The 25,938-nt window shown below is 73.8% G+C and carries 23 protein-coding genes; 10 read left to right on the forward strand and 13 right to left on the reverse strand.

Annotation, left to right across the window (positions count from 1 at the left end; all coding sequences use genetic code 11):
* Positions 1–18 precede the first annotated feature (18 nt).
* The 7 genes from AC5L34_RS25145 (at position 19) to AC5L34_RS25175 (ending at position 7,715) form a co-directional block, all read left to right on the forward strand.
* The gene (locus tag AC5L34_RS25145) at positions 19–2,064 is read left to right on the forward strand and encodes a glycosyl hydrolase family 28-related protein (protein WP_494827210.1); all 2,046 of its coding nucleotides are present in this window, start codon (positions 19–21) and stop codon (positions 2,062–2,064) included.
* 274 nt (positions 2,065–2,338) lie between these two features.
* Positions 2,339–3,013: a tryptophan 2,3-dioxygenase family protein gene (locus AC5L34_RS25150; RefSeq protein ID WP_357723029.1), complete on the forward strand. Its 675-nt coding sequence runs from the start codon at positions 2,339–2,341 to the stop codon at positions 3,011–3,013.
* 109 nt (positions 3,014–3,122) lie between these two features.
* Positions 3,123–4,472 carry a tryptophan 2,3-dioxygenase family protein gene (locus tag AC5L34_RS25155; RefSeq protein ID WP_494827212.1) on the forward strand — a complete coding sequence of 450 codons (1,350 nt, stop codon included), beginning with the start codon at positions 3,123–3,125 and terminating at the stop codon, positions 4,470–4,472.
* Entirely contained in the window at positions 4,469–5,641 is a 1,173-nt protein-coding gene (locus AC5L34_RS25160; protein WP_494827214.1) for an aminotransferase class V-fold PLP-dependent enzyme, read from the forward strand. The genes AC5L34_RS25155 and AC5L34_RS25160 overlap by 4 nt, the downstream gene beginning before the upstream one ends.
* Positions 5,638–6,669 carry a methyltransferase gene (locus AC5L34_RS25165; protein ID WP_494827216.1) on the forward strand — a complete coding sequence of 344 codons (1,032 nt, stop codon included), beginning with the start codon at positions 5,638–5,640 and terminating at the stop codon, positions 6,667–6,669. The genes AC5L34_RS25160 and AC5L34_RS25165 overlap by 4 nt, the downstream gene beginning before the upstream one ends.
* A gap of 108 nt (positions 6,670–6,777) precedes the next feature.
* The gene (locus AC5L34_RS25170) at positions 6,778–7,149 is read left to right on the forward strand and encodes a hypothetical protein (RefSeq protein ID WP_441177188.1); all 372 of its coding nucleotides are present in this window, start codon (positions 6,778–6,780) and stop codon (positions 7,147–7,149) included.
* Between the two features lie 149 nt (positions 7,150–7,298).
* Positions 7,299–7,715: a YchJ family protein gene (locus AC5L34_RS25175; RefSeq protein ID WP_494827218.1), complete on the forward strand. Its 417-nt coding sequence runs from the start codon at positions 7,299–7,301 to the stop codon at positions 7,713–7,715.
* Positions 7,716–7,838: 123 nt separating this feature from the next.
* Here the strand turns inward: AC5L34_RS25175 and AC5L34_RS25180 are convergent, their stop codons facing one another.
* From AC5L34_RS25180 to AC5L34_RS25215, 8 genes are all read right to left on the reverse strand, one after another.
* Positions 7,839–8,384, reverse strand: coding sequence for a gluconokinase (locus tag AC5L34_RS25180; protein ID WP_441177190.1), 546 nt, complete (start codon positions 8,382–8,384; stop codon positions 7,839–7,841).
* Complete coding sequence (gene manD, locus AC5L34_RS25185; protein WP_494827268.1) at positions 8,374–9,708, reverse strand: D-mannonate dehydratase ManD; 1,335 nt, start codon at positions 9,706–9,708, stop codon at positions 8,374–8,376. The genes AC5L34_RS25180 and manD overlap by 11 nt, the downstream gene beginning before the upstream one ends.
* Positions 9,636–10,589 (reverse strand): sugar kinase, encoded by a 954-nt coding sequence (locus AC5L34_RS25190; RefSeq protein WP_494827221.1) that lies wholly within the window; start codon positions 10,587–10,589, stop codon positions 9,636–9,638. Before AC5L34_RS25190 ends, manD begins: the two co-directional genes overlap by 73 nt.
* Complete coding sequence (locus AC5L34_RS25195) at positions 10,586–11,224, reverse strand: bifunctional 4-hydroxy-2-oxoglutarate aldolase/2-dehydro-3-deoxy-phosphogluconate aldolase (RefSeq protein ID WP_494827223.1); 639 nt, start codon at positions 11,222–11,224, stop codon at positions 10,586–10,588. Before AC5L34_RS25195 ends, AC5L34_RS25190 begins: the two co-directional genes overlap by 4 nt.
* A gap of 4 nt (positions 11,225–11,228) precedes the next feature.
* Positions 11,229–12,377, reverse strand: coding sequence for a galactonate dehydratase (gene dgoD, locus AC5L34_RS25200; protein WP_494827225.1), 1,149 nt, complete (start codon positions 12,375–12,377; stop codon positions 11,229–11,231).
* Between the two features lie 7 nt (positions 12,378–12,384).
* Complete coding sequence (locus tag AC5L34_RS25205) at positions 12,385–13,200, reverse strand: carbohydrate ABC transporter permease (RefSeq protein ID WP_089000204.1); 816 nt, start codon at positions 13,198–13,200, stop codon at positions 12,385–12,387.
* Entirely contained in the window at positions 13,197–14,147 is a 951-nt protein-coding gene (locus AC5L34_RS25210; protein ID WP_441177195.1) for a carbohydrate ABC transporter permease, read from the reverse strand. The genes AC5L34_RS25205 and AC5L34_RS25210 overlap by 4 nt, the downstream gene beginning before the upstream one ends.
* An 80-nt stretch (positions 14,148–14,227) precedes the next feature.
* Positions 14,228–15,517, reverse strand: coding sequence for an ABC transporter substrate-binding protein (locus AC5L34_RS25215; protein WP_441177196.1), 1,290 nt, complete (start codon positions 15,515–15,517; stop codon positions 14,228–14,230).
* 145 nt (positions 15,518–15,662) lie between these two features.
* Between AC5L34_RS25215 and AC5L34_RS25220 the strand changes: the two genes are divergently transcribed.
* Together AC5L34_RS25220 and AC5L34_RS25225 are read left to right on the forward strand one after the other, a co-directional pair.
* A complete protein-coding gene (locus AC5L34_RS25220) occupies positions 15,663–16,424 on the forward strand; it encodes a FadR/GntR family transcriptional regulator (protein ID WP_441177197.1) in 762 nt (253 codons plus the stop codon).
* Between the two features lie 225 nt (positions 16,425–16,649).
* Positions 16,650–17,366 (forward strand): hypothetical protein, encoded by a 717-nt coding sequence (locus AC5L34_RS25225; RefSeq protein ID WP_441177198.1) that lies wholly within the window; start codon positions 16,650–16,652, stop codon positions 17,364–17,366.
* A 196-nt stretch (positions 17,367–17,562) separates the two neighbouring features.
* On the opposite strand, the gene AC5L34_RS25230 is transcribed toward AC5L34_RS25225, so the two are convergent.
* From AC5L34_RS25230 to AC5L34_RS25245, 4 genes are all read right to left on the reverse strand, one after another.
* Entirely contained in the window at positions 17,563–18,969 is a 1,407-nt protein-coding gene (locus AC5L34_RS25230) for an MFS transporter (RefSeq protein ID WP_441177199.1), read from the reverse strand.
* Positions 18,970–19,162: 193 nt separating this feature from the next.
* The gene (locus AC5L34_RS25235) at positions 19,163–20,134 is read right to left on the reverse strand and encodes a mechanosensitive ion channel family protein (protein ID WP_494827229.1); all 972 of its coding nucleotides are present in this window, start codon (positions 20,132–20,134) and stop codon (positions 19,163–19,165) included.
* A gap of 73 nt (positions 20,135–20,207) precedes the next feature.
* Positions 20,208–21,128 carry a hypothetical protein gene (locus AC5L34_RS25240; protein WP_494827231.1) on the reverse strand — a complete coding sequence of 307 codons (921 nt, stop codon included), beginning with the start codon at positions 21,126–21,128 and terminating at the stop codon, positions 20,208–20,210.
* Between the two features lie 46 nt (positions 21,129–21,174).
* Complete coding sequence (locus AC5L34_RS25245; protein WP_494827232.1) at positions 21,175–22,812, reverse strand: serine/threonine-protein kinase; 1,638 nt, start codon at positions 22,810–22,812, stop codon at positions 21,175–21,177.
* Between the two features lie 303 nt (positions 22,813–23,115).
* Here AC5L34_RS25245 and AC5L34_RS25250 point away from each other — a divergent pair, with 303 nt between their 5' ends.
* Positions 23,116–24,636 carry a sensor histidine kinase gene (locus AC5L34_RS25250; protein WP_441177203.1) on the forward strand — a complete coding sequence of 507 codons (1,521 nt, stop codon included), beginning with the start codon at positions 23,116–23,118 and terminating at the stop codon, positions 24,634–24,636.
* 34 nt (positions 24,637–24,670) lie between these two features.
* On the opposite strand, the gene AC5L34_RS25255 is transcribed toward AC5L34_RS25250, so the two are convergent.
* Positions 24,671–25,909 carry an MFS transporter gene (locus AC5L34_RS25255; protein WP_441177204.1) on the reverse strand — a complete coding sequence of 413 codons (1,239 nt, stop codon included), beginning with the start codon at positions 25,907–25,909 and terminating at the stop codon, positions 24,671–24,673.
* Between the last annotated feature and the right edge of the window lie 29 nt (positions 25,910–25,938).

Below are 25,938 nucleotides of genomic sequence, written 5' to 3' on the forward strand. Positions count from 1 at the left end.
CACGAGAAGAGTCAGGTCATGCCCCTGAGCAGATATTCGCCGCCCGGACCGTCGTCGCGGCGACGGCCCCGGGCGGCGGTCGCCGCCACCGTCGCGCTCGCCACCGCCCTCGGCGTCCTGGCCGGCGCGCCCGGCCCGGCCACCGCCACCCCACCCGCCGGCACCGGGCCGGTCGTCACCAGGGTCGGCCTCGACCCGCACCTGGTCGCGGGGCGCGGCGCCGACGTCGACTTCGTCGAGCAGGAGGCGGAGAACGCGACCACGGACGGCGAGGTCATCGGCCCCGACCGCACCGCCTACACGCTGCCGGCCGAGGCCTCCGGGCGCAGCGCGGTCCGGCTGACCCCCGGCCGGTACGTCGAGTTCGTCCTGCCCCGCGCGGCCAACGCGATCACCGTGCGCTACAGCATCCCCGACGCCCCTCGGGGCGGCGGCATCACCGCCCCGCTGGACGTGGCGGTCAACGACCGGCGGGTCCGGACGATGACCCTCACCTCGCAGTACGCCTGGCTCTACAACCAGTATCCGTTCTCCAACGACCCGACCGCCGGGCTGCTGCACCCGGACTGGTGGATCACCGAGTGCTCGTGCGTGCCGGCGGCCACCACGCCGTACCCGAGCATCCCCACCCCGTTCCGCCCCAGCCACTTCTACGACGAGCAGCGGCTGCTGCTCGGCCGGACGTACCGGGCGGGCGATCGGATCCGGCTCACCGCCCCGGCGGGCAGCAACGCCGCGTGGACGGTGATCGACCTGCTCGACTCCGAACTCGTCGGTCCCCCGCGCGTGCGGCTGCGCGCCGCGAACGTCCTGGCCTTCGGCGCCGATCCGACCGGCCGCCGCGACTCCGCCGCCGCCCTGGACCGGGCCATCGCCTTCGCCCGGCGGGTAGACGTGCCGGTCTACCTGCCGCCCGGCACGTACCAGGTCAACCGGCACATCGTCGTCGACGACGTGACCATCGAGGGCGCCGGCAACTGGTACACGATCGTCAAGGGGCGCGAGGTCGCGCTGCCCACGCCCGCGCCGGACGGCTCGGTGCACACCGGCGTCGGCTTCTACGGCAGGAGCGCCGCCGAGGGCGGCAGCCGCAACGTGCACCTCTCAGGCTTCGCCATCGAGGGCGACGTTCGCGAGCGCATCGACACCGACCAGGTCAACGCGATCGGCGGCGCGATGAGCGACTCCACCATCGACGGCCTGCACCTGCGCCACACGAAGGTGGGCATCTGGTTCGACGGACCGATGACCAACGTACGGGTCACCGACACGATCATCGTCGACCAGATCGCGGACGGGCTCAACTTCCACACCGGCGTCACCGACTCGCTGGTCGCGCACACCTTCGTCCGCAACACCGGCGACGACGGGCTCGCCATGTGGTCGGAGAAGGTCGGCAACGCCCGCAACCGGTTCGACCACAACACCGTGCAGTCGCCGGTGCTGGCCAACGGCATCGCCCTCTACGGCGGCACCGACCTCACCGTGTCGCACAACCTGGTCGCCGATCCGGTACGCGAGGGCAGCGCGATCCAGGTCGGGTCCCGCTTCGGCGCGCAGCCCTTCACCGGGCGGCTGCTGATCACCGGCAACACCACCGCCCGCGCCGGCACGTACGAGCTGAACTGGAAGATCGGGCTGGGGGCCATCTGGTTCTACGCGCTCGACCGGGACATCGACGCGACCGTCGACGTGATCGGGGACAGCTACCTCGACAACACGTACAACGCCATCATGCTGGTCAGCGACTGGCCGGTGAAGGACCTGCACTCGATCACCGGTGTCCGGTTCCAGGACGTCCGGGTCGACGGCACGGGCACCTCCGTGCTGAGCGCCCGCGCGGCGGGCTCGGCCTCGTTGCGCAACGTCGACGCCCGCAACGTCGGCGCCGTCGGCGTCAACAACTGCGGGTCGTTCAACTTCCCGGCGACCGGCTCGGAGTTCGCCCTCACCGATCTCGGCGGCAACGACGGCGGCTGGCTGGCCCCGTGGCAGCTGCCGAACACCATCACCTGCGAAGACCGTCCGCCGGTCGTGTCGCCGCCACCACCGTCGCGCTGGTGAGACACGGCCGTCGGCGGCGCGCCGACGGGGCGCGCGCCGCCGACGGCCGTGTGACATGTCAGCCGCCCACCGCTATTGACCCGTGTTGATCTATGTGCTATTCCGCCGCCTTTATACATCGCAGAAAATGGCGGAAACCTCCCCTTTCCGGAGTCGGACACGGCCCGCGACGAAGGCGTGACACATTGCCTTTCGTCGTTGCATAATGGCCGCCGCACGCGCTGTCGGGCCAACGGTTCCCGACGCAGCGACGCTGACCGAAGGGGACAATTCCGTGAAGCGGGACCACTCACCTGTTCTTCCTGGCGACGGCGCCACGGACTACGCGCGCTACATGCGCACGGACGCGCTGCTCGACCTGCAACGGAGCCCGGCGGAGATGATCCACCGCGACGAGCTGCTCTTCCAGGTGGTGCACCAGTCCACCGAGCTGTGGCTCAAGCTCGCGGCGGCGGAGCTGACCGAGGCGGTCGCCCGGATCCGCGCCGGCGAGCCCGCGGCGGCCGAGCCGCTGCTGACCCGGGCGACCCTCGGGGTACGGCTGATCACCGACCAGCTGGAGATGTTCCGACACCTCTCCCCGGCCGCCTTCGAGGCCATGCAGCCCGCGCTGGGCAAGGGTTCCGGCGCCGAGTCGCCGGGCTGGCGGCGGGTCCAGGCGGCCAGCCGGCAGCTCGGCCTGGCGTTCACCGACCACCTCGCCGCGCACGGCACCGCCCTGGCCGAGCTGCGCCGGGCGGACCCGACCGACCCCGTCCACCTGCTCGCCGAGGCGATGATGGAGTGGGACGAGCGGGTGTCGCTGTGGCGGGTGCGGCACTACCAGGCCGCCCTGCGCGTCGGCGGGCACGCCCCCGACGGCGCCGAGGCGACCGTGCTCGCCAAGCTCATCGGGCACCGGTTCTTCCCGGAACTGTGGCAGGCCCGCGTGAAGACCCTGCACGGGTGAAAGCGACCGTTCCCGTGCCGAGCGGTCGCCGCAATCCCCACCCACCCCTCAATTTGTCAATTGTCTCCCCGTCCACGGTTGACACGAGCCGAATGTCGAGGTGCGGTTCGTGCGTGAACTGACGAGTTGGTTGTCGGGCGCCGCCGAGGCGGACGATTTTCCCTATTCTCCCGTGCTGGCCGAGTTCCACCGGGTCGGCAAACACTTCGTAGAAAAGGAACTCCTGGCGCTGCTGGACCACGTCCGGGCCCAGGTGAGCGCCCCGGTCCCCGGCCCGCCGACGCCCGCGGTCCGGCAGTTGCGCGACTTCCTCGACGTCGCGCTCGACAAGTGGGACGGCCGCTACGACTACCGCAGCTACCTGGGGCTGCGCCTGCTCCGGCTGCCCTGCGGGGCGGACGACGGACCGGACGACCGGCCGGGCGGCGCGGACGACGATCCCTACGGCGCGGACGACCGGCCGGGCAGCACGCAGGCGGTGCACGCCGGCGGGCCGGCCGCACACCCCGACCGCACCCGCCGCGACCGCGACCGGCTGCTCGTCCGCCTGGTCGCCGACGCGCTGGCGTTCGAGGCGGCCGCCGCGTCGGACGCGACCGACCTGCTGCCCGAGGACCGGCCGGGCCGGGAGGTGGTGGCCAAGCGTCACCGGCTCGGCGTACGGGCCGCGGCCCCCGCCCTCGCCCGCCTGGGCCTGGCCGGGGCGGCCCACCACCCGGAGCCGGCGGCCGTGCTGCGCGCCCTCGCCGCCGACCGCGCCCCCGCCGGGGAGCCGGCACTGTGGCTGAGCATGCTGCCGGTCTACGTCTCGCACGACGAGTACCTGTTCATCCGGGTGCTCCAGGCGTACGAGTGCCTCTTCGCGGGGCTGGTCGACGAACTGCGGGCCACGATCGCCGCCCTGGCCGCCGGTCGGGCGCGGGCGGCGGCCGACCGGCTGGCGTACGCCTGCCAGCAGCTCACCGCCGCCGGGCCGCTGTTCTCGCTGCTGGCCACCATGCAGCCGGCGGCGTTCCGGACGTTCCGTCAGTACACCGAGGGGGCCAGCGCCATCCAGTCCCGCTCCTACAAGCTGATGGAGTCGCTGTGCCGCACCCCGGAGGCGGCGCGGCTGGACTCGCCCGCCTACCAGCAGGTGCCGGAGGTACGCGAGCGGGTGCACGCCGGGCAGCCGTCGGTCGACGAGGCGTTCCGGGCCGCGGTGCGCGCGGGCCTGCTCACCGGGGCGGACGTCGACCTGGTGGCCCGGGCCATGGGCGCGTTCGCGGCGGCCGTGCTCCAGTGGCGGCGCACCCACCACCGGCTGGCCACCCGGATGCTCGGGCCGCGCCCCGGCACCGGCTACACCGAGGGCACGCCCTACCTGGCCGCCGTGCGGTCCATCCCGGTCTTCAGCTCCGTCACCCCCGACCCGGATCCCTCCTCAGGGACCGCACCGAGCGGAGGCAGCCCCGAATGATGTCGCCCGAACCGGCACCCGACACGTCCGGGTGCCTCGACGCCGGCGCCCAGGCCGCCCTGCGCGCCGAGTTCCCGCTGCTGTCGACCTGCGTCTACCTGAACAACAACTCCACCGGGGCGGCGCCGAGGGGCGCTGAGCACGTGCTCGCCGGCTACTGGGAGACGCTGCGCGGCTGGCGCGACGAGGTGTGGCAGGACTGGCACGTCGGCCTCGACCGGTACGCCGACTCGATCGCCGCCCTCATCGGCGCGCCACCGGGCAGCGTGGTCACCGACGCGAACCTGAGCACCCTGCTCGCCCGGGTCGCGTCCTGCTTCGACTACCGCGCCCCACGCGACCGGGTCGTCACCACCGACCTGGAGTACCCGACCGTGCCGTTCATCTTCACCGCGTTCCGCCGCTACGGCGCGCGCCTCGACGTCGTGGGGTCGGGCGGCCCGAGCTTCGACGAGGACGCCCTCGAGGCGCGGATCGACGAGCGGACGCTGCTCGTGTGCGTCCCGCACGCCAGCTTCTCCTCCGGCGCCACCATCGACCTGCCCCGACTGGTGCGCCGCGCACACGACGTCGGCGCCCTGGTGGTCGTCGACGCCTTCCAGACCGTGGGCGTCGTGCCGCTGGACGTGACGGCGCTCGGCGTCGACGTCGTGCTCGGCGGCGCGCACAAGTGGCTGTGCGGGGTCGGCACCGCCTTCCTGTACGTCCGCCCGGACCTGACGGCCCGGCTGGAACCGGCGGCGACCGGCTGGCAGGCCGGCGACCGGGCGCTGACCTTCCAGCCGTCGACGGGCTGGGCGCCCGGCGCCCGGCGCTTCGCCGGCGGGACGCCGTACCCCCTCACCTCGCTGGTCTCCCAGGTCGGACTGGACCTGCTGGCGGGGGTGGGCGTCCCCGCGATCCGGCGGCACTCGCTCGCCTGCACGTCCCGGGTCCTCCAGCGGGCGGCGGCGGCCGGCATCCGCGTGGTCAGCCCGGTCGAGCCGCACCGGCGCGGCGGCGTGGTCTGCCTCGACGTCGCCGACGGCGAGGCGGTCAAGCGGCGACTGCTCGCGCGGGACATGGTCTGCAGCTGGCGGGGCTACCTGCGCATCGGCCCGCACGTCTACAACACCCTCGAGGAGATCGACGCGTTCATGGACGCGCTGGAAGAGGAGCTGGACCGGTGAACGTCACCCTGTCACCGCGGGCGCTGATGAGCCTGCTCGCCAACGGGCCCAAGGCCATGGACGTCCTGGAGACCGCACTCGGCATGGGCCTGCTCGACGCCCTGGAGCCGGGGCCGGCCCGCCTCGGCGACCTCGCCGAGCGCTTCGACGTGCGGCCCCTGCGGCTCTACAAGTTCCTCGACTGCCTGGAGAGCCTCGGCTTCGTCGCGCGCAGCGAACCGGGCGACGACATCGCCTCGGCCACGTACCGGGCGGCGCCCGGGCTGCGCGACGCCGTGGCGGCGGTGGTCGGCCCGGACGCCATCGAACGGGACCGGGACCGCTACCCCTGGCGGCGGCTGCACGGCCGGCTGGGCGAGAGCCTGCGCGGCGAGGTCAGCATGGGCGACGACGATTTCGCCTGGCCGCCGAAGACCGACGAGCAGACCGCCGACTTCGAGCGCAGCATGGCCGTCGGTCTCGGCCCGGTGATCGAGGCGGTGCACCGCAACGCCGACCAGCTGTGGTCGGACCGGCGTCGCCTGCTGGACGTCGGCGGGGGCGACGGCACGCTCGCCGCGCACGTCCTCGACGACGCCTCGGGGCTGCGGGTCGACGTGTACAACCTGCCGGCCGTGGCGCCGCTGGTGGCGGCCACCCGGGTCCGCACGGGGCACGTGGACCGGCTGGGGTTCGTCGGCGGTGACTTCCTCGCCGAGCCGCTGCCGCCGGGCTACGACGCCATGGCGTTCGTCCGGGTGCTGCACGACTGGCCGAACGAGGTCGCCCGCCGGCTGGTGGAGAAGGCGTACGCGGCCCTGGAGCCGGGCGGGATGCTGCTGATCTGCGAGGAGTTCCGCACCCCGGACCGGCTGGCGATGCAGTTCTTCTGGAGCTACTTCCTCATCGGGGTCGACACCTGCGTGAGCCGGCTGCGGGAGGTCGAGTTCTACACGGGCCTGCTCAAGGAGGTCGGCTTCGAGCGGGTGACGGTGCTGCCCGGCGGCTGGGAACTGGTCTGCGCGTACAAGCCGGCGACCGGGACGTGACGCGCGGCGCGGGGGCCGGGCCGGCTCCCGCGCCACGTCGGCCCCGGCGTTTGACCACCGGGGCCGGGGGAAGACCGTGCGCCCAGGGCCGATTCCCGAGGAGCGACGATGGCGGACGCAGGACGGGCCAGGAAGGCCACCGGGGCGCGCAAGGCCCCGATGAAGCGGGCGGCGGCGGCGAAGAAGGTGGCGACGGCCACGAAGCGGGCCACCGGGGCGACCGCGGCCAGGTCCCCGGGGGAGAAGCCGACCCCGACGACCGCCCGCGTGGCCCGGAAGAAGGACACCTCGGCCACGGCGGCCCCGGCCCGCGCCCGCAAGGCGCCCGCCACGGCCGCGCCGGCGAAGAAGGCGCCCGCGAAGAAGGCGGCGAAGGCCGCGGCGACCCGCGCCGGCGCGGCCTCGAAGGCCCCCGCCCGCAAGGCGACGACCATGGAGTCGTTCGGCACCCGACGGGCGCCCCGGACGAGCGCCGGCTGAGCCGGGACCACGACGCCCGGGCGACGGTCGGCCCGGGGCCACGCCCCGTGCCGTCCCGGTCGGCCGCCCGCCGCACCGCACCGGCCCGCGCGCGGCCGGCGGCCGGGGTCCGGACGCCGGCCGCGCGGGCCGTCGGCCAGAATGGGCCGGTGGCGAAGCGACCCCGCCGGCGGACGGCCGACGACCCGGACCGGCCCTGCCCCTGCGGCTCCGGCCAGCCGTACGCGGGGTGTTGCGGGCGGCTGCACCGGGGCGAGGCGGAAGCGGCGACGGCCGAGGCGCTGATGCGGTCGCGCTACAGCGCCTTCATCGTCGGCGACACCGCGTACCTGCTGCGCAGCTGGCACTCCTCGACCCGACCGCGCCGGCTCGACCTCGATCCCGGCCAGCGCTGGACGGGCCTGGAGATCGTCGGCACCGACCGGGGCGGGCTGTTCGACGCCACCGGCACCGTCGAGTTCCGGGCCCACCACCGCGCCGGCGGCCGGCCGGGCACGCAGACCGAGCGCAGCCGGTTCGTCCGCGAGGAGGGCCGCTGGGTCTACCTCGACGGGTCGCCCGACTGACGGCGACCGGCCCACCCGCCCGGGACCGGTCTGCCGCCCGCTCGCGACTGCCAGCGGTCGGCGCACCCGCGCCGAGACCGGCTGCCCGGTCGCGGCGCCGGGGGCACCGCGACCGGGACACGCTCAGCCGGTGGCGGCGACGCCGCTCGCCAGGCCGAGCCGGTCGACCGCCGCCGAGACGAGCTCGTCCGGCGTGAGCGCCACGTCCAGCACCAGCACCGACTCGTCCGGGTGGGGCTGTTCCAGGGTGGCCAGCTGCGACGCCAGCAGGCTCGGCGGCATGTAGTGCCCGGCGCGGCGGGCCATCCGCTCCCGGATCACCTCGGCCGCGCCGTCCAGGTGGACGAACTCGACGCTCGGCGGCCCCTGGCGCAGCACGTCGCGGTAGGACCGCCGCAGCGCCGAGCAGGCCAGCACCGTCGACACGCCCTCGGCGGCGCGCGCGGCCATCCAGCCGGCGAGATCGCGCAGCCAGGGCAGGCGCGCGACGTCGTCCAGCGGCACGCCGGCCCGCATGCTCGCCACGTTGGCCGGCGGGTGGAACTCGTCGGCCTCGGCGAAGATCAGTCCGGTACGGGCGGCGATACCCCGGGCCACGGTCGTCTTCCCGGCCCCGGACACCCCCATGACGACCACGTGCCGCGTCGGGGGCGCGCCCTCACCAGTCATGGACCGTGCCGTCCTGGAGCCGGTTGAACGGCAGGTACGCCGGCACGTACGGGAACTTCGCGGCGGCCTCCTCGTCCAGCTCGACGCCGAGCCCGGGCTGCTCCCCCGGGTGCAGGTAGCCGTCGGCGAAGGTGAACGACTGCCGGAACACCTCGTTGGTGAGCGCCCCGTGCTGCATGTACTCCTGGATGCCGAAGTTGTGGATGGCCAGGTCCAGGTGCAGGGCGGCGGCCATGCCGACCGGCGAGATGTCGGTCGGGCCGTGGATGCCGGACTTGATCTGGTACTGGGCGGCGAAGTCGAGCAGCTTGCGCATGGCCGTGATGCCGCCGGTGTGCGTGACGGCGGAGCGGACGTAGTCGATGAGCTGCTCACGGATGAGCGTCTGGTAGTCCCAGACGGTGTTGAAGACCTCGCCGATCGCCAGCGGCGTGGTGGTGTGCTGGCGGACCAGCCGCAGCGCCTCCTGGTTCTCCGCCGGGGTGCAGTCCTCCAGCCAGAACAGGTCGTACGGCTCCAGCGCCTTGCCGAGCTTCGCGGCCTGGATGGGGGTCATCCGGTGGTGGCCGTCGTGCAGCAGCGGCAGCTCCGGGCCGAACTCGTTGCGGACGGCCTCGAACACCCCGGGCAGGTGGCGCAGGTAGGAGCGGGTGTCCCAGTCCTCCTCGGCCGGCAGCGGGGTGCGCTGCGCGGGCTCGTAGTCGTAGCGCTTGCCGTCGGCGCTGGGCTGGGCGGCGACGCCGTACACCGCGTTGATGCCCGGCACCGAGGTCTGCACCCGGATGGAGCGGTAGCCCTGCTCGAGGTGCCGGCGGATCGAGTCGAACAGCTCCGGCAGGTCCCGGCCGGAGGCGTGGCCGTACGCCATGATGCCGGTGCGCGACGCACCGCCCAGCAACTGGTAAAGCGGCATGCCGGCGACCTTGGCCTTGATGTCCCACAGGGCCACGTCGACGGCCGCGATGGCGGCCATGGTGACCGGACCGCGACGCCAGTACGCCGAGCGGTAGAGGAACTGCCAGGCGTCCTCGATGCGGTGCGCGTCGCGGCCGATCAGCAGCGGCACGACGTGGTCGCGCAGGTACGAGGCGACCGAGAGTTCCCGTCCGTTGAGGGTGCCGTCGCCCAGGCCGGTGACGCCGTCGTCGGTGGTGATCTTCAGGGTGACGAAGTTGCGGTCGGGGCTGGAGACGATGACGTCAGCGGCGACGATCTTCACGGGGTGCCTTTCTTCTTCGGGGTGCTCGGCGGCTAACGGAGGACGTCTCCGGCCTCGTGACCGTCGAGGAGGGACAGTTCGGCACGGCGCGGCAGACCTTCCCAGTCGCCGGGGCTGGAGACCGCGAAGGCGCCGAGGGTGGCGGCGCGGCGCAGCCGGCCGGCCAGGTCGAGCCCGTCGAACCAGCCGGAGAGGTAGCCGGCGGTGAACGCGTCCCCGGCGCCGACGGCGTCGACGGCGGTGACACTCAGCGCCCCGACGCGCTCGACGCCCTCGCGGGTGTGCGCACGGGCGCCGTCGCCACCCAGCTTGACCAGGACCGTGTCCACGCCGCGGTGCAGCAGGTCCGCCACGACGGTGGACTCGTCGGCCCCGGGGTCGCCGACGAGGTCCAGCTCGTCGGCGGAGGCCACGACGATCGAGGCGTACCCGGCCAGCGGGGTGAGCACCTCGCGGGCGGTGTCGCGGGACCAGAGGCGCTCGCGGTGGTTGACGTCGAGGCAGACCGGTACGCCCGCGGCGACGGCGGCCTCGGCCGCCCACCGGGTGGCCGAGCGGGCGGTGCCGGACAGTGCCGGGGTGATCCCGCTCAGGTGCAGCATCCGCGCGCCGACGGCCAGCGGCGCCCGCAGGTCGTCGACGTCGAGGGCGGACCCGGCCGATCCGGCCCGGTGGTACTGCACCCGGGTCAGGTCGGCGGTGCGCCGCTCCAGGAACATCAGGCCGGTCGGCCGGTCCGGGTCGCGGGTCACGCCGTCGACGGCGACGCCCTCGGCGCGCAGCTGCCGCAGCACGTACTCGCCGAACTCGTCGGCGCCGAGGCGGCCGACCCAGGCGGCGCGGTGGCCCAGCCGGGCCACCGCCACGGCCACGTTGGACTCGGCGCCGGCCAGGTGCGTGGTGAGCGACCCCCCGGCGGCGAGCGGGCCGGCCGAGCGCAGCGACACCAGGGCCTCGCCGACGGTGAGCAGGTCCGGTGCGGTCATGACGCGGTCGACTCCCGCACGGCGGCGAGGTAGGTGCGCGCCCGCGCCCGCAGGGCGTCCAGGTCGCCGCCGGAGGCGGCGTCGCCGACCAGGGGACCGCCGAGGCCGACCGCGATCGCGCCGGCCCGCAGGTAGCCGGGCACGTCGTCCAGGCCGACGCCGCCGACGGCGACGAACGGGATGTCCGGGAAGGGGTCGCGCACCGCCCTGAGGTACGCGGGGCCACCGACCGACGCCGGGAAGAGCTTGACCGCCGACGCACCCATCCGCACCGCCGTGTACGCCTCCGTCGGGGTGAGCGCCCCGGCGGCCACCGGGAGGCCGCGGCGCGCCGCCTCGGCGATCGACTCGACCACGGCCGGCGTCACCACGAACTGCGCGCCCGCGGCGGCCACGTCCGCGACGTCGGCGGTGGTCAGCACGGTACCGGCGCCGACCAGCGCTCCGGCGGGGGCAGCGGCGCGCAGCGCCTCGATCGCGCGCAGGGCGTCCGGGGTGGTCAGGGCCACCTCGACGAGGCGTACGCCCTCCTGGAGCAGGGCGGTGCCGGCGGCGATCGCGGCGGTGGTGTCGGTGCCGCGGATGATCGCGAGGATGCGGGCGTCGGTGAGGTCGGCGGTGAGGTTGACGGTCATGAGATCACCATTCCGCGTAGGAGCCGTCGCGGTGGCGCCACGTGGGGCTGCGCCACGCGTGGCCGCGCTTGTCCGCCGCCCGTACGGCGTCTTCGTCGATCTCGATGCCGAGGCCGGGTGCGGTGAGCCGCTCGACGTACCCGTCGACGAACGTCAGCGGGGTCTTGTCGAGGCAGTAGTCGAGCACCTCGGCGCCGAGGTTGTAGTGGATGCCGATGCTCTGCTCCTGGATCAGGTAGTTCGGCGTGGCGAAGCCGACCTGGAGGCAGGCGGCGAGCGCGATCGGCCCGAGCGGGCAGTGCGGGGCGAGCTGCGCGTCGTACACCTCGGCCAGCGCGGCGATCTTGCGGACCTCGGTGATGCCGCCGGCGTGCGACAGGTCCGGCTGGGCGACCGCGATGCCGGCCTGGAGCACCGGCAGGAACTCCTGCCGGTTGTAGAGCCGCTCCCCCGTCGACACCGGCGTGGTGGTGGAGCGGACGAACTCGCCGATGAGGTGCGAGTTCTCCGGCACCACCGGCTCCTCCAGGAAGAACGGCCGGTACGGCTCGAGCAGCGGGGCGACCCGGCGGGCCGTGGCGAGGCTGAACCGGCCGTGGAAGTCGACGGCCACGTCCCGCTCGTCGCCGAGCACCTCGCGGGCGGCGGCCACCCGCGCCACCACGGCGTCGAGTTCGGCGACGGACGCGACGGCGCTCATCCGGCCGGAGGCGTTCATCTTCACGGCGGTCAGGCCGGTGGCGACGGCGGCGCCGATCTGGTCGCGGACCTCGCCGGGTTCGTCGCCGCCGACCCAGCCGTAGACCCGGATCCGGTCGCGCACCGGGCCGCCGAGCAGCTGGTGCACCGGCGCGCCGAAGTGCTTGCCGGCGATGTCCCACAGCGCCTGGTCGAGCCCGGCCACCGCGCTGGCCAGGATCGGCCCGCCCCGGTAGAACGAACCCTTGGTCATGACCTGCCAGTGGTCCTCGATGCGCAGCGCGTCCTTGCCGATCAGCAGCTCGCTGAGCTGCTCGACGGCGGTGCGGACGGTCTCGGAGCGGCCCTCGCAGGTCGCCTCGCCCCAGCCGACGATCCCGCTGGAGGTCTCGACCCGGACGAACAGCCAGCGCGGGGCGACGAGGAAGGTCTCCACCCGTGCGATCGTGGTCATGGTGTCCTCAGCCCTTCGTGGCGCCGGCGGTGAGGCCGGAGACGACGTACTTCTGCACGAACAGGGCGATCAGCATGATCGGCAGGGTGACCACGGTCGCCGCCGCCATCAGGCCGCCCCAGTCGATGCTGGCGTAGCCGACGAAGTCGAAGATCGCCACCGGGAGCGTCTTGGTGTCGGCCCCGGACAGCACGAGGGCGAACATGAAGTTGTTCCAGGAGAAGATGAACGACAGGATGCCGGCGGTGGCGATGCCCGGCACCGACAGCGGCAGGGTGATCCGCCGGAACGCGCCGATGTGGGTCAGCCCGTCGACGAGCGCCGCCTCCTCGAGCTCGGTCGGCAGGCCGTCGAAGTAGCCCATCATGATGTAGACGATCAGCGGCAACGACACGAACATGTGGCTGAGGATCAGCACGGTGAACCCGCCGACCATCTGCAGGTTCGAGAAGACGTAGTACCAGGGCACCAGCAGTGAGACGCCGGGGATGACCCGCGCCATGAGCACGACCAGCGCCGACTTCTTCATGTTGAAGCGGCTCATCGAGTACGCGGCGGGCACCCCGAGCAGCAGCGACAGCACGGTGGCGGCGAGCGCCACCCAGAGGCTGTTGCCGATGAACTGGATGTAGTTGGCCTGCTGGAGGACGTTGGAGTAGTTGTCCAGCGTCGGGGAGAAGACGAACGCCTTCTCGGTGTCGTAGATGTCGACGTTCGTCTTCAACGACGCGGCGACCATCCAGACCAGCGGCGCGATCAGCGACAACACCACGAGGACGAGGGCAACCGTCCGGAAGACCTTGTACGGCCTGCGCAGCTTCATCGGTTCAGCCCCTTCTTGCGGTAGGTCAGGGCCCACATCACCCCGATGATGATCAGGAAGAAGATGATGAGGACGGTCGATGAGACGCCGTAGTCGTTGTAGTCGAAGCTGAGGCCGTAGGCGTAGACGTTGAGGGTCTCCACCTCGTGGAACGACCCGCCGCCGCGCCCCTTGGTGGCGTAGAGGATGTCGAAGGTCTTCAGCGCGTCGATGCCGCGCAGCAGGATCGCCACGATCACGGTGGGCATCAGCAGGGGCAGGGTGACGTGCCGGAACCGCTGCCACGTGCTGGCGCCGTCGATCAGTGCCGCCTCCTGCGGCTCGTCGGACAGCGACGTCAGGCCGGCGAGCAGGATCAGCACGACCATCGGCGTCCACTGCCAGATGTCGATGAACATCGTGGTCGGCAGCGCCGAGTTCTGCCCGGAGAGCCAGGGCTGCGGGCCGATGCCGACCCAGCCGAGCACCTGGTTCGCCATCCCGATGTTGGGGTCGAAGATCAGCCGCCACATCATGCCGACCGCGACCGGGGTGGCCACCAGCGGCAGGAGGATCGCGACGCGGACCCACTTCTCACCGCGGAAGGGCCGCCACAGCAGCAGGGCGATCGCCATGCCGAGGACGACCTCGAAGAAGAGCACGACGCCGGTGAAGAGCGCGGTGCGCCACACGGCCGGCCAGAACCGGTCGGTGTCGCCGAGCACGTCGAGGTAGTTCTGGAAGCCGATGAACTCGCTCTCGGCGCGGACCGAGCCCTCGGCGTCGGTCAGGCTGAGGTATCCGGTCCACGCCACCGGAAAGATGATCAGCACCGCGACGAAAATCATGGCGGGTGCCGCGAACAGCCACTTGCGGTGCTCGTTGGCCCAGCGCGACCAGGCCGGGGTCTCGGGGGACGGCGGGCGCGCCTCGGGCGATCGTGTGACGGGTGTGGTGACGGCTGACATGAGGTCTCCGGGTGGGGGTCAGGGCCAGCGTCCCGACGCGCGGTGGCGGAGCCGGTCGGCTCCGCCACCTGCGGTTCGGGCTACTTCGCCTCGTCGTCGAGGAACTTCTGGAACGCCTCGTTGGCCGCGTCCGCCGAGGCGGCCGCGTCCTTGCCGGTGATCGCGTCGACGATCGGCTGACCGACGATCTCCCGCGCCTGGGCGACCTTCTCGACCAGCGGACGGTCGTGACCCACGCCGTTGGCGGTGCTGACCGTGGTGGCCTCGGCCAGGTCCTTCGGGTAGGTCGCCGAGCCCTCCGGGTTCTCCCAGACGGAGGTCCGGGCGCTGGGCACGCCGGCCTTCTGCTGCGCCAGCGCCTGCTCCTTGCCGGCCGCCCACTGGATGAACTTCCAGGCGTTGTCCTGGTTCTTCGAGGCCTCGTTGACGCCGAGCGCCCAGGAGGGGATGTTGTACGGCTTCGAGCCGGCCGGGCCGGCCGGGAAGGCCGCGAACCCGACGGTGTCGGAGACCTTCGACTTGGCCGGGTCGGTGGCGTTCTTGTAGAGCGAGTTGGCCTCGGTGTAGAAGGCCGCCTTGCCCTGGGTGAAGATCGCCATCGCCTCGGACCAGCTCATGTCGGTGCTGATGTTCTCCGGGCCGTGCTCACGCAGCAGCCCGCCGTAGTAGGCGTACGCCTGCTTGGCCTGCTCGGTGTTGATCGAGGCCTTGCCGTTGGCGTCGACGAAGTCGCCGCCGAAGCTGTAGAGGAAGCTGGAGAACTGGGTGACGGCGGCGGCCTTGCCGGTACGCGACACGAAGCCCGCCACGCCCGGGTTGTCCGCCTCGACCTTCGCCGCCTGCGCCTTGAGCTCGTCGAGGGTCTTCGGCGGGGCGGTGAAGCCGGACTTCTCCAGCAGGTCCTTGCGGTAGTAGAGGACCTCCTGCTCGGTGATGATCGGCACGCCGACCACCTTGTCCTCGTACGTGGTCGCCTGCACCGGCCCGGACTGGAAGTCACCGACCTCGAACGCGCTGTCCGACTTGCTCTTCTCGGTCAGGTCGGCGAGGTACTTGTTCTTGGCGAACAGCTTCCCCTCCTGAAGCGGCCGGTACATCATCACGTCCAGGTCGGTGGACCCGGCGTTGAGCTTGACGTTGTACTGGTCGGAGAGCTGGTCCTCACCGAGCTGGGTGACCTCCACCTTCAGGCCCGACTGCTTCTCGAACTCCGGCAGCGCCTTCTTGATGTTCTCCGTCCAGACGTGGTTCACCAGCGTCACCCGGACGGTGTTCGAGCCGCCGGCGTCGTCCCCGCCGCCACCGCAGGCGGACAGGCCGAGGGCGACGACCATCGCCAGGGAAGTCCCGATAACTGATCGACGTCTCACGTCCATCTCTCCTTATGCCGTGGCCGTGGCCGCCGCCCCGACGGGTGGGCCGCCACCTCGCGGTTTACATCCGCTTAACTTCGGGATGCTAGGCCGAAAAAGCAGACTTATACAAGAGGTAGACCTAACTGATATGCTCCGTCGCGTGGAATCGTCCTCTCCGGGGGCTGTGGCCGCCCAGCTCGCCCCTGTCGAGGCTGGCCTGCACGCACGCGTCCTCGACCGCCTCGGCACGGCCATCTGCGACGGGGAACTGGCACCCGGGTCGGTCCTCAACATCGACGACCTGGTGGACCGCTACGCGGTGTCCCGCTCGGTCGTCCGCGAGGTGCTGCGCGTGCTCGCCTCGATCGGTTTCATCGAGACCCGCCGCCGCGTGGGGGTCATGATCCGCCCATCGGAAGACTGGAACGTCTTCGATCCGCAGGTGATCCGTTGGCGGCTCGCCTCGGCCGGGCGCATCGTGCAGCTGCGCTCGATCACCGAGTTGCGTACCGCCGTCGAGCCGCACGCCGCCTGGCTGGCCGCCAGCCGGGTCGGCCACGACGAGGCGAGCGACCTGGTCGGGCTGGCGGCGAAGATGTGGGCGGCCGGCAAGGCCGGCGACGAGGAGCGCTTCCTCCAGCTCGACATAGAATTCCACCGCCGGATCCTGGTGGCCTCGGGCAACGAGATGTTCGTCCGGTTGCAGGACCTGATCGCCGAGGTGCTCACCGGCCGGCACCAGCACCACCTCATGCCGCACCACCCGCACGAGCAGGCCCTCCAGTTGCACGCCGAGGTGGCCCAGGCGATCCAGCGGCGCGACGGCGACCGCGCCCGACGGGCCATGGTGCAGCTCATGGAGCAGGCCTTCGACGAGATGAGCTCGATCTGGGAGCAGACCGGCGAGACCGCCGGCGCCTGACCCGCCACCCGCCGACTCCCGGCCGACCCCACGCTGCCGCCGTAGCGGCGTAAGCTGGTGGCGGCGCCGTCCCGCGCCCCACCTCCTTCCCGGTGCCCACGCCACCGGCCTCGCGGAGGCAAAGGGAGCCCCGTGCTCCCGGGACGCCGTGCCACATGCCCTTCTCCGGCGCGGTCGACAGGAGCGTGGGTCCCTGCGACCCGTGCCGTCGACAGGGAGCATGTGATGACGCGTCACAAGTCGTTCAAGAACCGGGTCCGCGCCCGGATGGACAAGACCGGCGAGAGCTACACCGCCGCTCGCCGACAGTTGACCGCCCGGGCCTCCGGAGCCGGGCCCGAGCCGGGGGCCGCGACGCCGCAGCCTCTGTCGCCGCCCGCGGGCGCGACGGGGCAGACCGGGCGGATCTCCGACGCGCTGCTGCGCGAGCGCACCGGCCGCGGCTGGGACGAGTGGTTCGCCCTGCTCGACGCCTGGGGCGCCACCGGGCGTACGCACACCGAGATCGCCCGCTGGCTGGTCACCACACACGAGGTGGCGGGCTGGTGGGCGCAGAGCGTCACCGTCGGGTACGAGCAGACGCGCGGCCTGCGCGCGCCCGGGCAGCGGCGCGGGGGCGACTTCTCCGCCGCCGGCAGCCGGACGGTCGGCGTACCGGTGCAGCGGCTCTTCGACGCCTTCGCCGACGACGCGCTGCGCCGACGGTGGCTGCCCGACACGACGGTCCGCGTCCGCACGGCCACGCCGGCGCGGACGTTCCGGGCCGACTGGGGCGACGGGCCGACCCGGCTCGTGGTGGGCTTCGCGGTCGTCGGCGCGACGAAGTCCCGGGTGTCCGTGCAGCACGAGAAGCTGACCGGGGCGCAGCAGGCGGCGGAGCTGAAGGCGTACTGGCGGGAACGGCTCGCCGCGCTCAAGGTGTTCCTGGAGGAGGAGCGATGAGCACGACGTTCGTGAACCTGCCGGTGCGCAGCCTCGCCGTGGCTACGGAGTTCTTCCGTGCGCTGGGCTTCGCCGCCGACGAGCCGTCCCCGGACGGTTCCGCGACCTCGACGGTCATCAATGGTCGTTTCTGCACCTTCCCGGCTGACGGCGACGAGCCCGGCGGCGGTCGCTCCGGACCGCCGCCGGGCCCCGGTCAGCCGGCGCGCCCGGCGCTCGCCCGCTCCGGCCGGCGGCGCTGCTGCCGGCCGGAGCGGATCACCAGGAGCAGCGCCACGATGAGGTACGGCACCGCGGCCACCGCGAACGCGACCCCGTTGCCGGCCCCGGTGGCGAGCAGTCCGTAGCCGCCGTAGACCGCGATGATCGTGACGTCGGTGGCCATTCCGGCCAACGAGGTGACGGTGGCCCGGCTGGCCCCGGTGATCCGGGCCTGCAACCGGGCGTCGGCGAGCACGGTGGCGAGTTGGAAGCCGCAGAACGCGGCGGCCACCAGCACGAAGCCGAGCGGCCGGGCGAGCAGCGCCCCGGCGGCCAGGGCCACGGCCGACAGCGCCAGCAGGCCGGCGTACCCCCGGCCGGTCAGCCGCTCCCCCGCCGGGGCGAGCAGGCCGCCGACGGCCACCCCCACCCAGGTGAGCAGGAGCAGCAGCGGCACGGTCGCCTCGCCGACGCCGGTGTCGCGGGCCAGCAGCGGGGTGTACTCGTCCAGGGCGCCCCAGACCGCCGCGACGACCGCGACCAGCAGCACCGCCGCGCGCACGGCCCGGTCGGCGTGCACCTCGGCCAGCCCGGCGCGCAGGCTCGCCCACCAGCCGAGGTCCTCGTCGTCGTCCGCCCCGCCGTCGGACCCGGTCGGGTCGGCTCCCGAGCCGGCCACGACGTCGGCGGGCACCGCGTCGGCAGCGACAGCGCCGGCACCGGTGGACGGGCCGATGTTGACGGGCACGGCTTCGGTGGGCACGGCGTTGGCACCGGTGGACGGGCCAACGTCGGCGGGCACGGTCGTCGCGGGCCGGCGGTGCTCCGGCAGGCGGGTGGCGACGGCGGCGGCGAGCAGGCAGGCCAGCACGCTGGCCGCGCCGACGGCCGGGTAGCCGCCGAGGGCGAACGCGGGGCCCGCCAGCAGGATCGAGGCGAGCACGCCGAGCGTCTCGGCGGTCTTCGCCCGGCCGATGACGCGGGCGTAGCGGCCGGCGGCACCGAGGCGGTCCAGTTCCGTGAAGACCAGCGCCTCCAGCGCGCCCGAGGCGAGGGCCCCGCCGGCGCCCCAGAGCACGAACCCGACGGCGAAGGCCGGGTACGAGGGCACGAGCACCCAGAGGGCGAAGCCGGCGGCGGTGACCACCGGCGCGAGGGCGAGCAGCAGCCGCCGCGACACCGCGTCGGCGAACGCGCCGGAGGGCACCTCCAGCAGGATGCTGGCGGCCGACCAGATCACGAACAGCGACGAGATCTGCCAGACAGACAGGCCGGTGTCACTGAACAGCAGCGCGTACAGCGGATAGAGCAGGACGAGTTCGCTGAGGAACGCGTACCCGTAGAGGGTGGCCGCCAGCCGGCGGACGCGCGCGTCGGACACGCGCGGAGGGTGGACAGTCATGGGACCTTCCTGTGGGGACGAAGCGGACGCCGGACGTACGGCGACCGCGGCGGCCCACGGCAGTGGCCCCTAGCAGTGCATCAACATCGCCACGTCATGCCGGCGATCGTAGTCGCGCCGGCCCGCACGGGCATACCCTTCGCCGGACACACGCCGGGGCGGGACCCGGTCGGATCCCGCCCCGGCGTCGTGCTCAGCGGCGGCGTTGCTCGCCGTCCAGCGGCGGGATGACCATGGTGGCCTCGCTGTCCTCGGCGGCCGGACGGGCTGCGGCGGGCGAGGTGACCTGGGTGGTGTCCGCCTCGCCCTGCCGTGGCACCGGCACGGTCGGGTCGGCGTCGACGCGGGGGCCGGAGACCACCTGGGTGGCCTCCGGGTCCGCGGCGACACGGGGGCCGGACACCACCTGCGTGGCATCCGGGTCGCCGCTCGTGGCCGTGGCGGCGAGGTGCGCCTCGCTGTCGCGGCGCCCGGCCTGGTAGGCGCGGGCGTGCGTGGCGATCTGCCGCGACTCCTGCTCGGCCCGGCTCAGCCACGACTCCCAGCGGCTCTGCATGGGACGGACCAGCCCGCCGCCCACCCCGACGACGAGGATGCCGCCGACGGTGGCCAGCACCGCGATCAGCACGGGAGTGGTGACGGCGGTGGCGACGCCGATCTGGTTGAGCGCGGCGATGACGCCCAGCCCGAGGATGAACACGGAGCCGATGGTGGCGAGGAGCCGGCCGTACGACAGCCCGCCCAGGGCACCGCTGATGATGTCCTTCACCGCGTTGGCGATGGCGGCGGCCACCACGACGATGACGATCGCCACGAAGGCGCGGGGCAGCCAGGCGATCACGCCCGCGATCAGGTCGGAGATGGGGTTAGGACCCCAGATGCCGAAGGCCAGCTGGAGGGTCACCAGCAGCACCCCGTAGTAGGCGAGCTTGGCGACGATGTCGCTGGCGTCGTACCGGGAGCGGGCCAGGGCGCGCCGGATCCCGCCGCGTTCCACGGCACGGTCGAAGCCCACCCGCTCCAGCACCTTGTCCACGATCTTCAGTACGGCCTTGGCGATCAGCCAGCCGGCCACCAGGATCGCCACGAAGGCGACGGCCTTGGGCAGGAACAGCATCACCGACCGGAGGGCGTCCCCCACCGCGTCGCCGAAGTTGTCTCTCATCGGTAGTCCTCCACACGGCATCCGGGTTCGTCCGGCCCGACCTACCCGCGGCGACGACCCGGGAAACCCCCGCTCAGCGGCGCCGGCAGTCGTACGACACCGGGGTCTGGGCCTGCACGGGAGCAGGTGAGGTGATGTTGACCGTGGCCGTCTCGGTCGTGGTGCCCACGCCGCTGAAGGCCCAGCGCAGCGTCAGCTCGACGGTGCGCTGGCCGCGCCCGACCCGCTCGGTCAGCAGGCTGCCGGGCGCGCTGCCGGTGCGCAGCCACTGGTAGCGGATCTCCCCGGCCCGGCCGTTGGTCGACACGGTGGCGACCACGTCGATCGTGACGTCACACCGGTCGCCCGCCGGCTGGGCGACCGCCAGCGTCACCCCGGTCACCTCCAGGGGGCTGATCCGCTGCCAGAGGTAGAGGCCGACGGCGACGAGCAGCGCGACGGTCAGCAGGGTGGACAGCACCGAGGTCACCGTCCGCCACGCCGACCGCCGCCGCCGCGGCGGCGGCGACGACGACGGCCACGCGGGCGCCGGCGGCGGGGTCGTCGGCACGCCCGGCCCGAACCGCACCTCCCCGCCGGGCGGGGCGGCGGCGCCGGTGGGCCCGCCGAAGAGAGTCCCCTGACCGGGCCCGGTGCCGGTCACGGGCCCGCCTCCCACGGTCGTCGCCCGGGCGGTCCACTCCCCCGACGCGGGTCGCGCCGCCGGCCACGTCCCGGTCCCCCCGCCGACGGCGCGCTGCGGCATCGTCACCTCACCGTGGGCCGACGACCCGGTCGGCTCGCCGGCCGACAGGTGCACGGTCGCGTCACCCGATGGCAGGCGCGCCGTGGCCTCCCCGGCCGACAGGTGCACCGTCGCGTCGCCCGATGGCAGGCGCACCGTCGGCTCGGCCGGTGGCTGCGGCCGGTGGACCACGAGGCGGGTGGTTTCCGCGGCGTCCGCCGGCCGCCGATGGGTGGGCAGCGCCTCGGTGGGGTCGTTCGGCTGGGTCACGGCGGCCCGTCCTCCGTCGTCGTGGTCGGCATCGAGGTGTCCGGGCTCAGCCCGGCGTGCAGTACGGATGCAGCGTCACGTGGACCGGCGAACCCTCGGCCGAGGTGTTGCCGGCCTCGTCCACGGCGACGACCCGGACCGGGATCCGGGTGGTCTCCGCCGGCCGGGGCAGGTCGCCCAGGACGCCCCGGAACACCCCGCGCGCACCCGACGCCATGGGCACCTCGGTCGTACGACCATCCAACGTGTACCGGAGGCTGACCCTCAGCTCCCCCGCGGCCGTACGGTCGTCGGAGACGACAGCGGACACCGTGCTGGACGTGGGTCCGTACGGGCAGCCCCGGGGGTCGAGTTCGCTCGGGCTGGCCGCCACCCGCCCGACGGAGGGCGCGACGGTGTCCACCGGCGCGGCGCTGGCGCTGGTCGACGCGGTCGGTGCGGCGGGGCCGGGGGCGGAGGTCGCCGGGGCGCCCGTGTCGTCCGGCGCCGCCGTCGTCGCGGTCGGGGGAGGGGCAGTGGCCGTCGGGTCCGGCGTCGGCGTCGCCCCGACCGTCGGGGTGGCCGGCGCGGTGGCCGGGATGGACGGCGCGCCGGTGGGGGCCGCCGGCACGTCGGGTGGTGGGGTCGCGGCGGCGGGCAACGGCTCCTCGCGGCCGGCGTAGCTGAGCCCGGCGCCACCCAGCAGGAGCGCCGCCGCCAGCCCGCCGCCGACCAGCGCCACGCGGGCCCGGCCGGATCGTAGCCACGTCCACCGGCCCGACTCCTCGCCGAACGCGGTGCTGGCCAGGCTGGTGGCCCCGCCCGTGCCGTCCGGGAACGGCAGGAGGGCGGCGAGCAGGGCCGCCCTCCGGGCCAGTTCGCGCAGGCCGCGCTCCTCCCACCGCCGCCCGTACGCCTCGGCCGCCACCTGCTCCAACACAGCTAGGAAGACCTGGGCGGGTTGCGGTCGCTCGGCCGGTTGCTTCGCCATGCCGTGCCGCAGCAGGTCGTGCACCGGAACGGGAGCCGGGTCGGTGGGGATCGGCGCGCGGGCGTGCTGCTGGCGCAGGGTCGGCAGGTCCCGCCCGTCGAAGGGGGGCCGGCCGGTGAGGCACTCATAGAAGGTGGCGGTGGCCGCGTAGATGTCGCAGGCCGGGCTGGCCGGCGCGCCCGTCCACTGCTCGGGCGCCATGTAGCGGGGAGTGCCGGTGACGCTGATCCCCGAGCTCCCGCCCACCGGCATGGCGATGCCGAAGTCGGCCAGCTTGCTGGTGCCCTCGGCGGTGACCAGCACGTTCTCCGGCTTGTAGTCGCGGTGCACGACGCCCCTGGCGTGCGCCGCCCCGAGCCCGGCCAGCGAACCCTTGAGGACGCAGAGCGCCGACTCCGGCGTCGTCGGTCCGTGCGTGCGCAGCATCTGCCGCAGCGACACCCCGTTGACCAGCTCCATGACGATCGCCGCACCGCTGGGCGACTCGACGTACTCGTAGAGGCGGGAGACGTGCGGGTCGTCGATCTCGGCCAGCAGCCGCGCTTCCTCGCGGAACCCGGCACGGAACGTCGGATCGTCGCCGATCCCGCCGGTGAGGTACTTGATCGCGACCGGTGTGCCGGTCGCGTCGTGCACGGCGAGGTCCACCCGGCCGGACGCGCCGGCGCCGAGCTGCCGCACCGGACGGTAGCCGGAGACCTGCCAGCCGCTCACGCGTACACCTCCCCCGCGCCGGGGGCGGTGGGGCCGCCCCCGGTCGCCATTGTGGTCGCGGGAGCCGGCGCGGCCATCGGCGCAACGGCTGCTTCCGGCCCCCGGACGTCCGGGGCGTCCCGGCGGGCGGCGACATGGTCGGTTACGGACACACGCCACTGGTAGCACCCGACGGCAAGCACCCCGCGCCCGCGCCCCGTCGACTGCACTAAGGTGCAGGTCGTGGGCAGCGAGGCGACTCCCGAGGCAACGACCCGTCGTCCGATGACGACCCGCCGGTGGCTCACTGTCCTGTTGCTGACGATGACCGCCATCGTCCTGCTCGGCGGCGGGGCCGGCGCCGCCGCGCTGCGGCACACCGCCGGGGTCTCCAACCATCTCGCCGACCGGGTCGCCCCGGCCCGTACGGCCGTCGGCCAGCTCGACAGCGGCCTGCTCGTCCAGGCGGCGGCCGTACGCGGCCACGTCGTCACCGCCGACCCGCGTTTCGTCGACTCGTACCGGCAGGGCGTCGAGGACGAACGCGCCACCATGTCGCGGCTGCGCGTCCTGCTCGCCGACGAGCCGGAGGCGCTGGGTGACCTGGAGCGGGCGCGGCGGCTGGCCGACCGCTGGCGCACGGAGTTCGCCGAACGCCTGATCGCCTCCCGGCAGGCCGGCGCGACGCCGCAGGAGCTGGCGCCGCTGGTGACCGGGGACGCGCAGACCTTCGCGGCGGTGCGCGCCGAGCTGACCGGGCTGGTCGGTCGCCTGGACGGGATCCGCGACGCCGGCCGGGGCGACCTCGACGCCGCCCGGGCGCTGCGGGACCTGACCTTCGTGGCGATCCTCGCGGCCCTGCTGGTGTGCGGGATCGTCGGCTCCGTGCTGGTGCGTACGCGGGTGCTGCGGCCCCTGGACCGGCTGGGCGCCTCGGTGCGTCAGGTGGCCGGCGGCGACTTCCGGCACCGGCTGCGGCCCGACGGTCCGGCCGACATCGCCCGGCTGACCAGCGACGTGGAGACGATGCGCCGCGCGGTCGTGGAGGCGTGGGAACGCAGCCAGCACGACCGCAACGCCCTGGAACAGCAGGCGGACGAGCTGCGCCGCTCCAACGAGGACCTGGAGCAGTTCGCGTACGTCGCCTCGCACGACCTTCAGGAGCCGCTGCGCAAGGTGGCGTCGTTCTGCCAGATGCTGGAGCGCCGCTACGCCGACCAGCTCGACGACCGGGCCCGGCAGTACATCGGCTTCGCCGTCGACGGGGCGAGCCGCATGCAGGAGCTGATCAACGATCTGCTCACCTTCTCCCGGATCGGCCGGGTCTACGGCGACGAGCGGGAGGTGGACCTGGCCGAGGTGTTCGCGCAGGCCGAGGCGAACCTGTCGCGGGCCGTGGAGGAGTCGGGCGCGACGATCGACCGCGATCCGCTGCCCACCGTACGGGGCGAGCCGACCCTGCTGACCATGCTGTGGCAGAACCTGCTGGGCAACGCGGTCAAGTTCCGCAGCCCGGACCGGGCGCCGCGCATCCGGGTGACCGTGACGGACACCGCGCAGGGCTGGTCCTTCGCCGTCGAGGACAACGGCATCGGCATCGACCCCCGGTACGCGGAGAAGATCTTCGTCATCTTCCAGCGGCTGCACCCCCGGGGCGCGTACCCGGGCACCGGCATCGGGCTGGCGGTCTGCAAGAAGGTCGTCGAGTACCACGGCGGGACGTTGAGCCTGGACGAGGCGTACCGCGACGGGACCCGCTTCGTGTTCACGCTGCCGCGGGTGCCGGCGGCGGTCGTACCCGGGCAGCCGGGCCAGCCGGCCGAGGAGTCGGCGGCCGGGGTCTGAGCCCGCCCCGGCGCGCCGGGCACCGGCCCCGCGATCAGCTCGCCGACCGACCGCCGCCGGCGGCGCGGGTGGCGGCCAGCGCGATCCCGCACGCCGCGACGGCGCTCAGCGGGGCGATCAGGAAGCCGACGGTCACCTCCCCCGCCGCGTCCAGTACCGCGCCGGCCACCGCCGCGCCGCCCGCGCTGCCCACCGAGAACGCCGTCGCCGCCCACGCGAACGCCTCGGCCACCGTGCCGGTGGGAGCCACGTCGTCGATCGCGACGAAGGCGATGGTCAGCAGCGCCGGCAGCGCGAGCCCGCTGACCGCCATCAGGCCCAGCATCGCGGCCGGGGCCGGGGTGAGCAGCAACGGCAGGTAGCCGACGGCGAAGACGCCGACCGCGCGGGGCAGCGTGGCATGCCGGCGCAGCCCGCCGAAGCGTACGTAGAGCAGGCCGCCGACCAGCGCCCCGGTGGCCTGCGCGGCGAGCAACCAGCCCGCCCAGGACCGGGCTCCGGCCGCCTCGGCGTATCCGGTCGCGGCGACGGTCACGCTGCCCACCGCCGCGCCGACCAGCAGCAGCGCGCCGAGGACCAGGCGGAGCCGGCCGGCACGCAGCGGCCCGGCCCAGTGGCGTACGGCCGGCTCGCCCCGCCAGCGACGCACCGCGTCGGTCGTGGCGAACCACGCGGTACCGACGGCCTGCAGGAGCGCGGCGGCGGCCAGACCGCCGGGCGGGCCGGCCAGGCCCACGGCGGCGAGCGTGACCACCGGGCCGAGGATGAAGATCAGCTCCTGGACGGCGATGTCCAGGGTGTACGCGGTCTGCACGCGGTGCGCGGGGAGCAGGTCGCGCCAGAGCACCCGCAGGCACGACTCGAACGGCGGCGCGCCCGCCCCGGCCAGGGCGGCGGCGCACACCGTCACCGGCAGGTTCACGTGCGCGGCGGTGAGGGCGAAGCCGATCGTCGACGCCGTCACGGACAGCCAGAGCACCGGCGGCTGCCGCCAGCGCTGCGCCATCCGGGCGAGCATCGGCTGGCCCACGGCGGTGCCGGCGGTGAACGCGCCGACGAGCAGGCCCGCGACGGTCAGCGTCATCGTCTCGCGGGCGAACACCAGCAGGGCCAGCGGGGCCGCGCCGAGCGGGATCCGGCCGAGCAGGCTGGCCGCCAGGACCCGGGCGGCCCGTGGCGCCCGGAGCACCGCGACGGCGGAGGTGTCGGTGGGGTCGGCGGCGGGTGGCCGGTCGGCGGGCGGTACGACGCCGGTGTGGTCGGGTGTGGGCATGGCGGAACGCTCCCGGAGGTGTGGCGGAG

It is taken from the genome of Micromonospora sp. ZG13 (genome assembly GCF_059359355.1).

Excerpts from the sequence above, each read along its gene's own strand:
- AC5L34_RS25195 (WP_494827223.1), bottom strand. The coding sequence starts at position 11,224 with ATGACCGTCAACCTCACCGCCGACCTCACCGACGCCCGCATCCTCGCG.
- AC5L34_RS25250 (WP_441177203.1), top strand. The coding sequence starts at position 23,116 with ATGACCGCCATCGTCCTGCTCGGCGGCGGGGCCGGCGCCGCCGCGCTG.
- AC5L34_RS25230 (WP_441177199.1), bottom strand. The coding sequence starts at position 18,969 with ATGACTGTCCACCCTCCGCGCGTGTCCGACGCGCGCGTCCGCCGGCTG.
- AC5L34_RS25255 (WP_441177204.1), bottom strand. The coding sequence starts at position 25,909 with ATGCCCACACCCGACCACACCGGCGTCGTACCGCCCGCCGACCGGCCA.
- AC5L34_RS25190 (WP_494827221.1), bottom strand. The coding sequence starts at position 10,589 with ATGACCGCACCGGACCTGCTCACCGTCGGCGAGGCCCTGGTGTCGCTG.
- AC5L34_RS25205 (WP_089000204.1), bottom strand. The coding sequence starts at position 13,200 with ATGAAGCTGCGCAGGCCGTACAAGGTCTTCCGGACGGTTGCCCTCGTC.
- AC5L34_RS25210 (WP_441177195.1), bottom strand. The coding sequence starts at position 14,147 with ATGTCAGCCGTCACCACACCCGTCACACGATCGCCCGAGGCGCGCCCG.
- AC5L34_RS25170 (WP_441177188.1), top strand. The coding sequence starts at position 6,778 with ATGGCGGACGCAGGACGGGCCAGGAAGGCCACCGGGGCGCGCAAGGCC.
- AC5L34_RS25180 (WP_441177190.1), bottom strand. The coding sequence starts at position 8,384 with ATGACTGGTGAGGGCGCGCCCCCGACGCGGCACGTGGTCGTCATGGGG.
- dgoD (WP_494827225.1), bottom strand. The coding sequence starts at position 12,377 with ATGACCACGATCGCACGGGTGGAGACCTTCCTCGTCGCCCCGCGCTGG.
- AC5L34_RS25225 (WP_441177198.1), top strand. The coding sequence starts at position 16,650 with ATGACGCGTCACAAGTCGTTCAAGAACCGGGTCCGCGCCCGGATGGAC.
- AC5L34_RS25160 (WP_494827214.1), top strand. The coding sequence starts at position 4,469 with ATGATGTCGCCCGAACCGGCACCCGACACGTCCGGGTGCCTCGACGCC.
- AC5L34_RS25145 (WP_494827210.1), top strand. The coding sequence starts at position 19 with ATGCCCCTGAGCAGATATTCGCCGCCCGGACCGTCGTCGCGGCGACGG.
- AC5L34_RS25235 (WP_494827229.1), bottom strand. The coding sequence starts at position 20,134 with ATGAGAGACAACTTCGGCGACGCGGTGGGGGACGCCCTCCGGTCGGTG.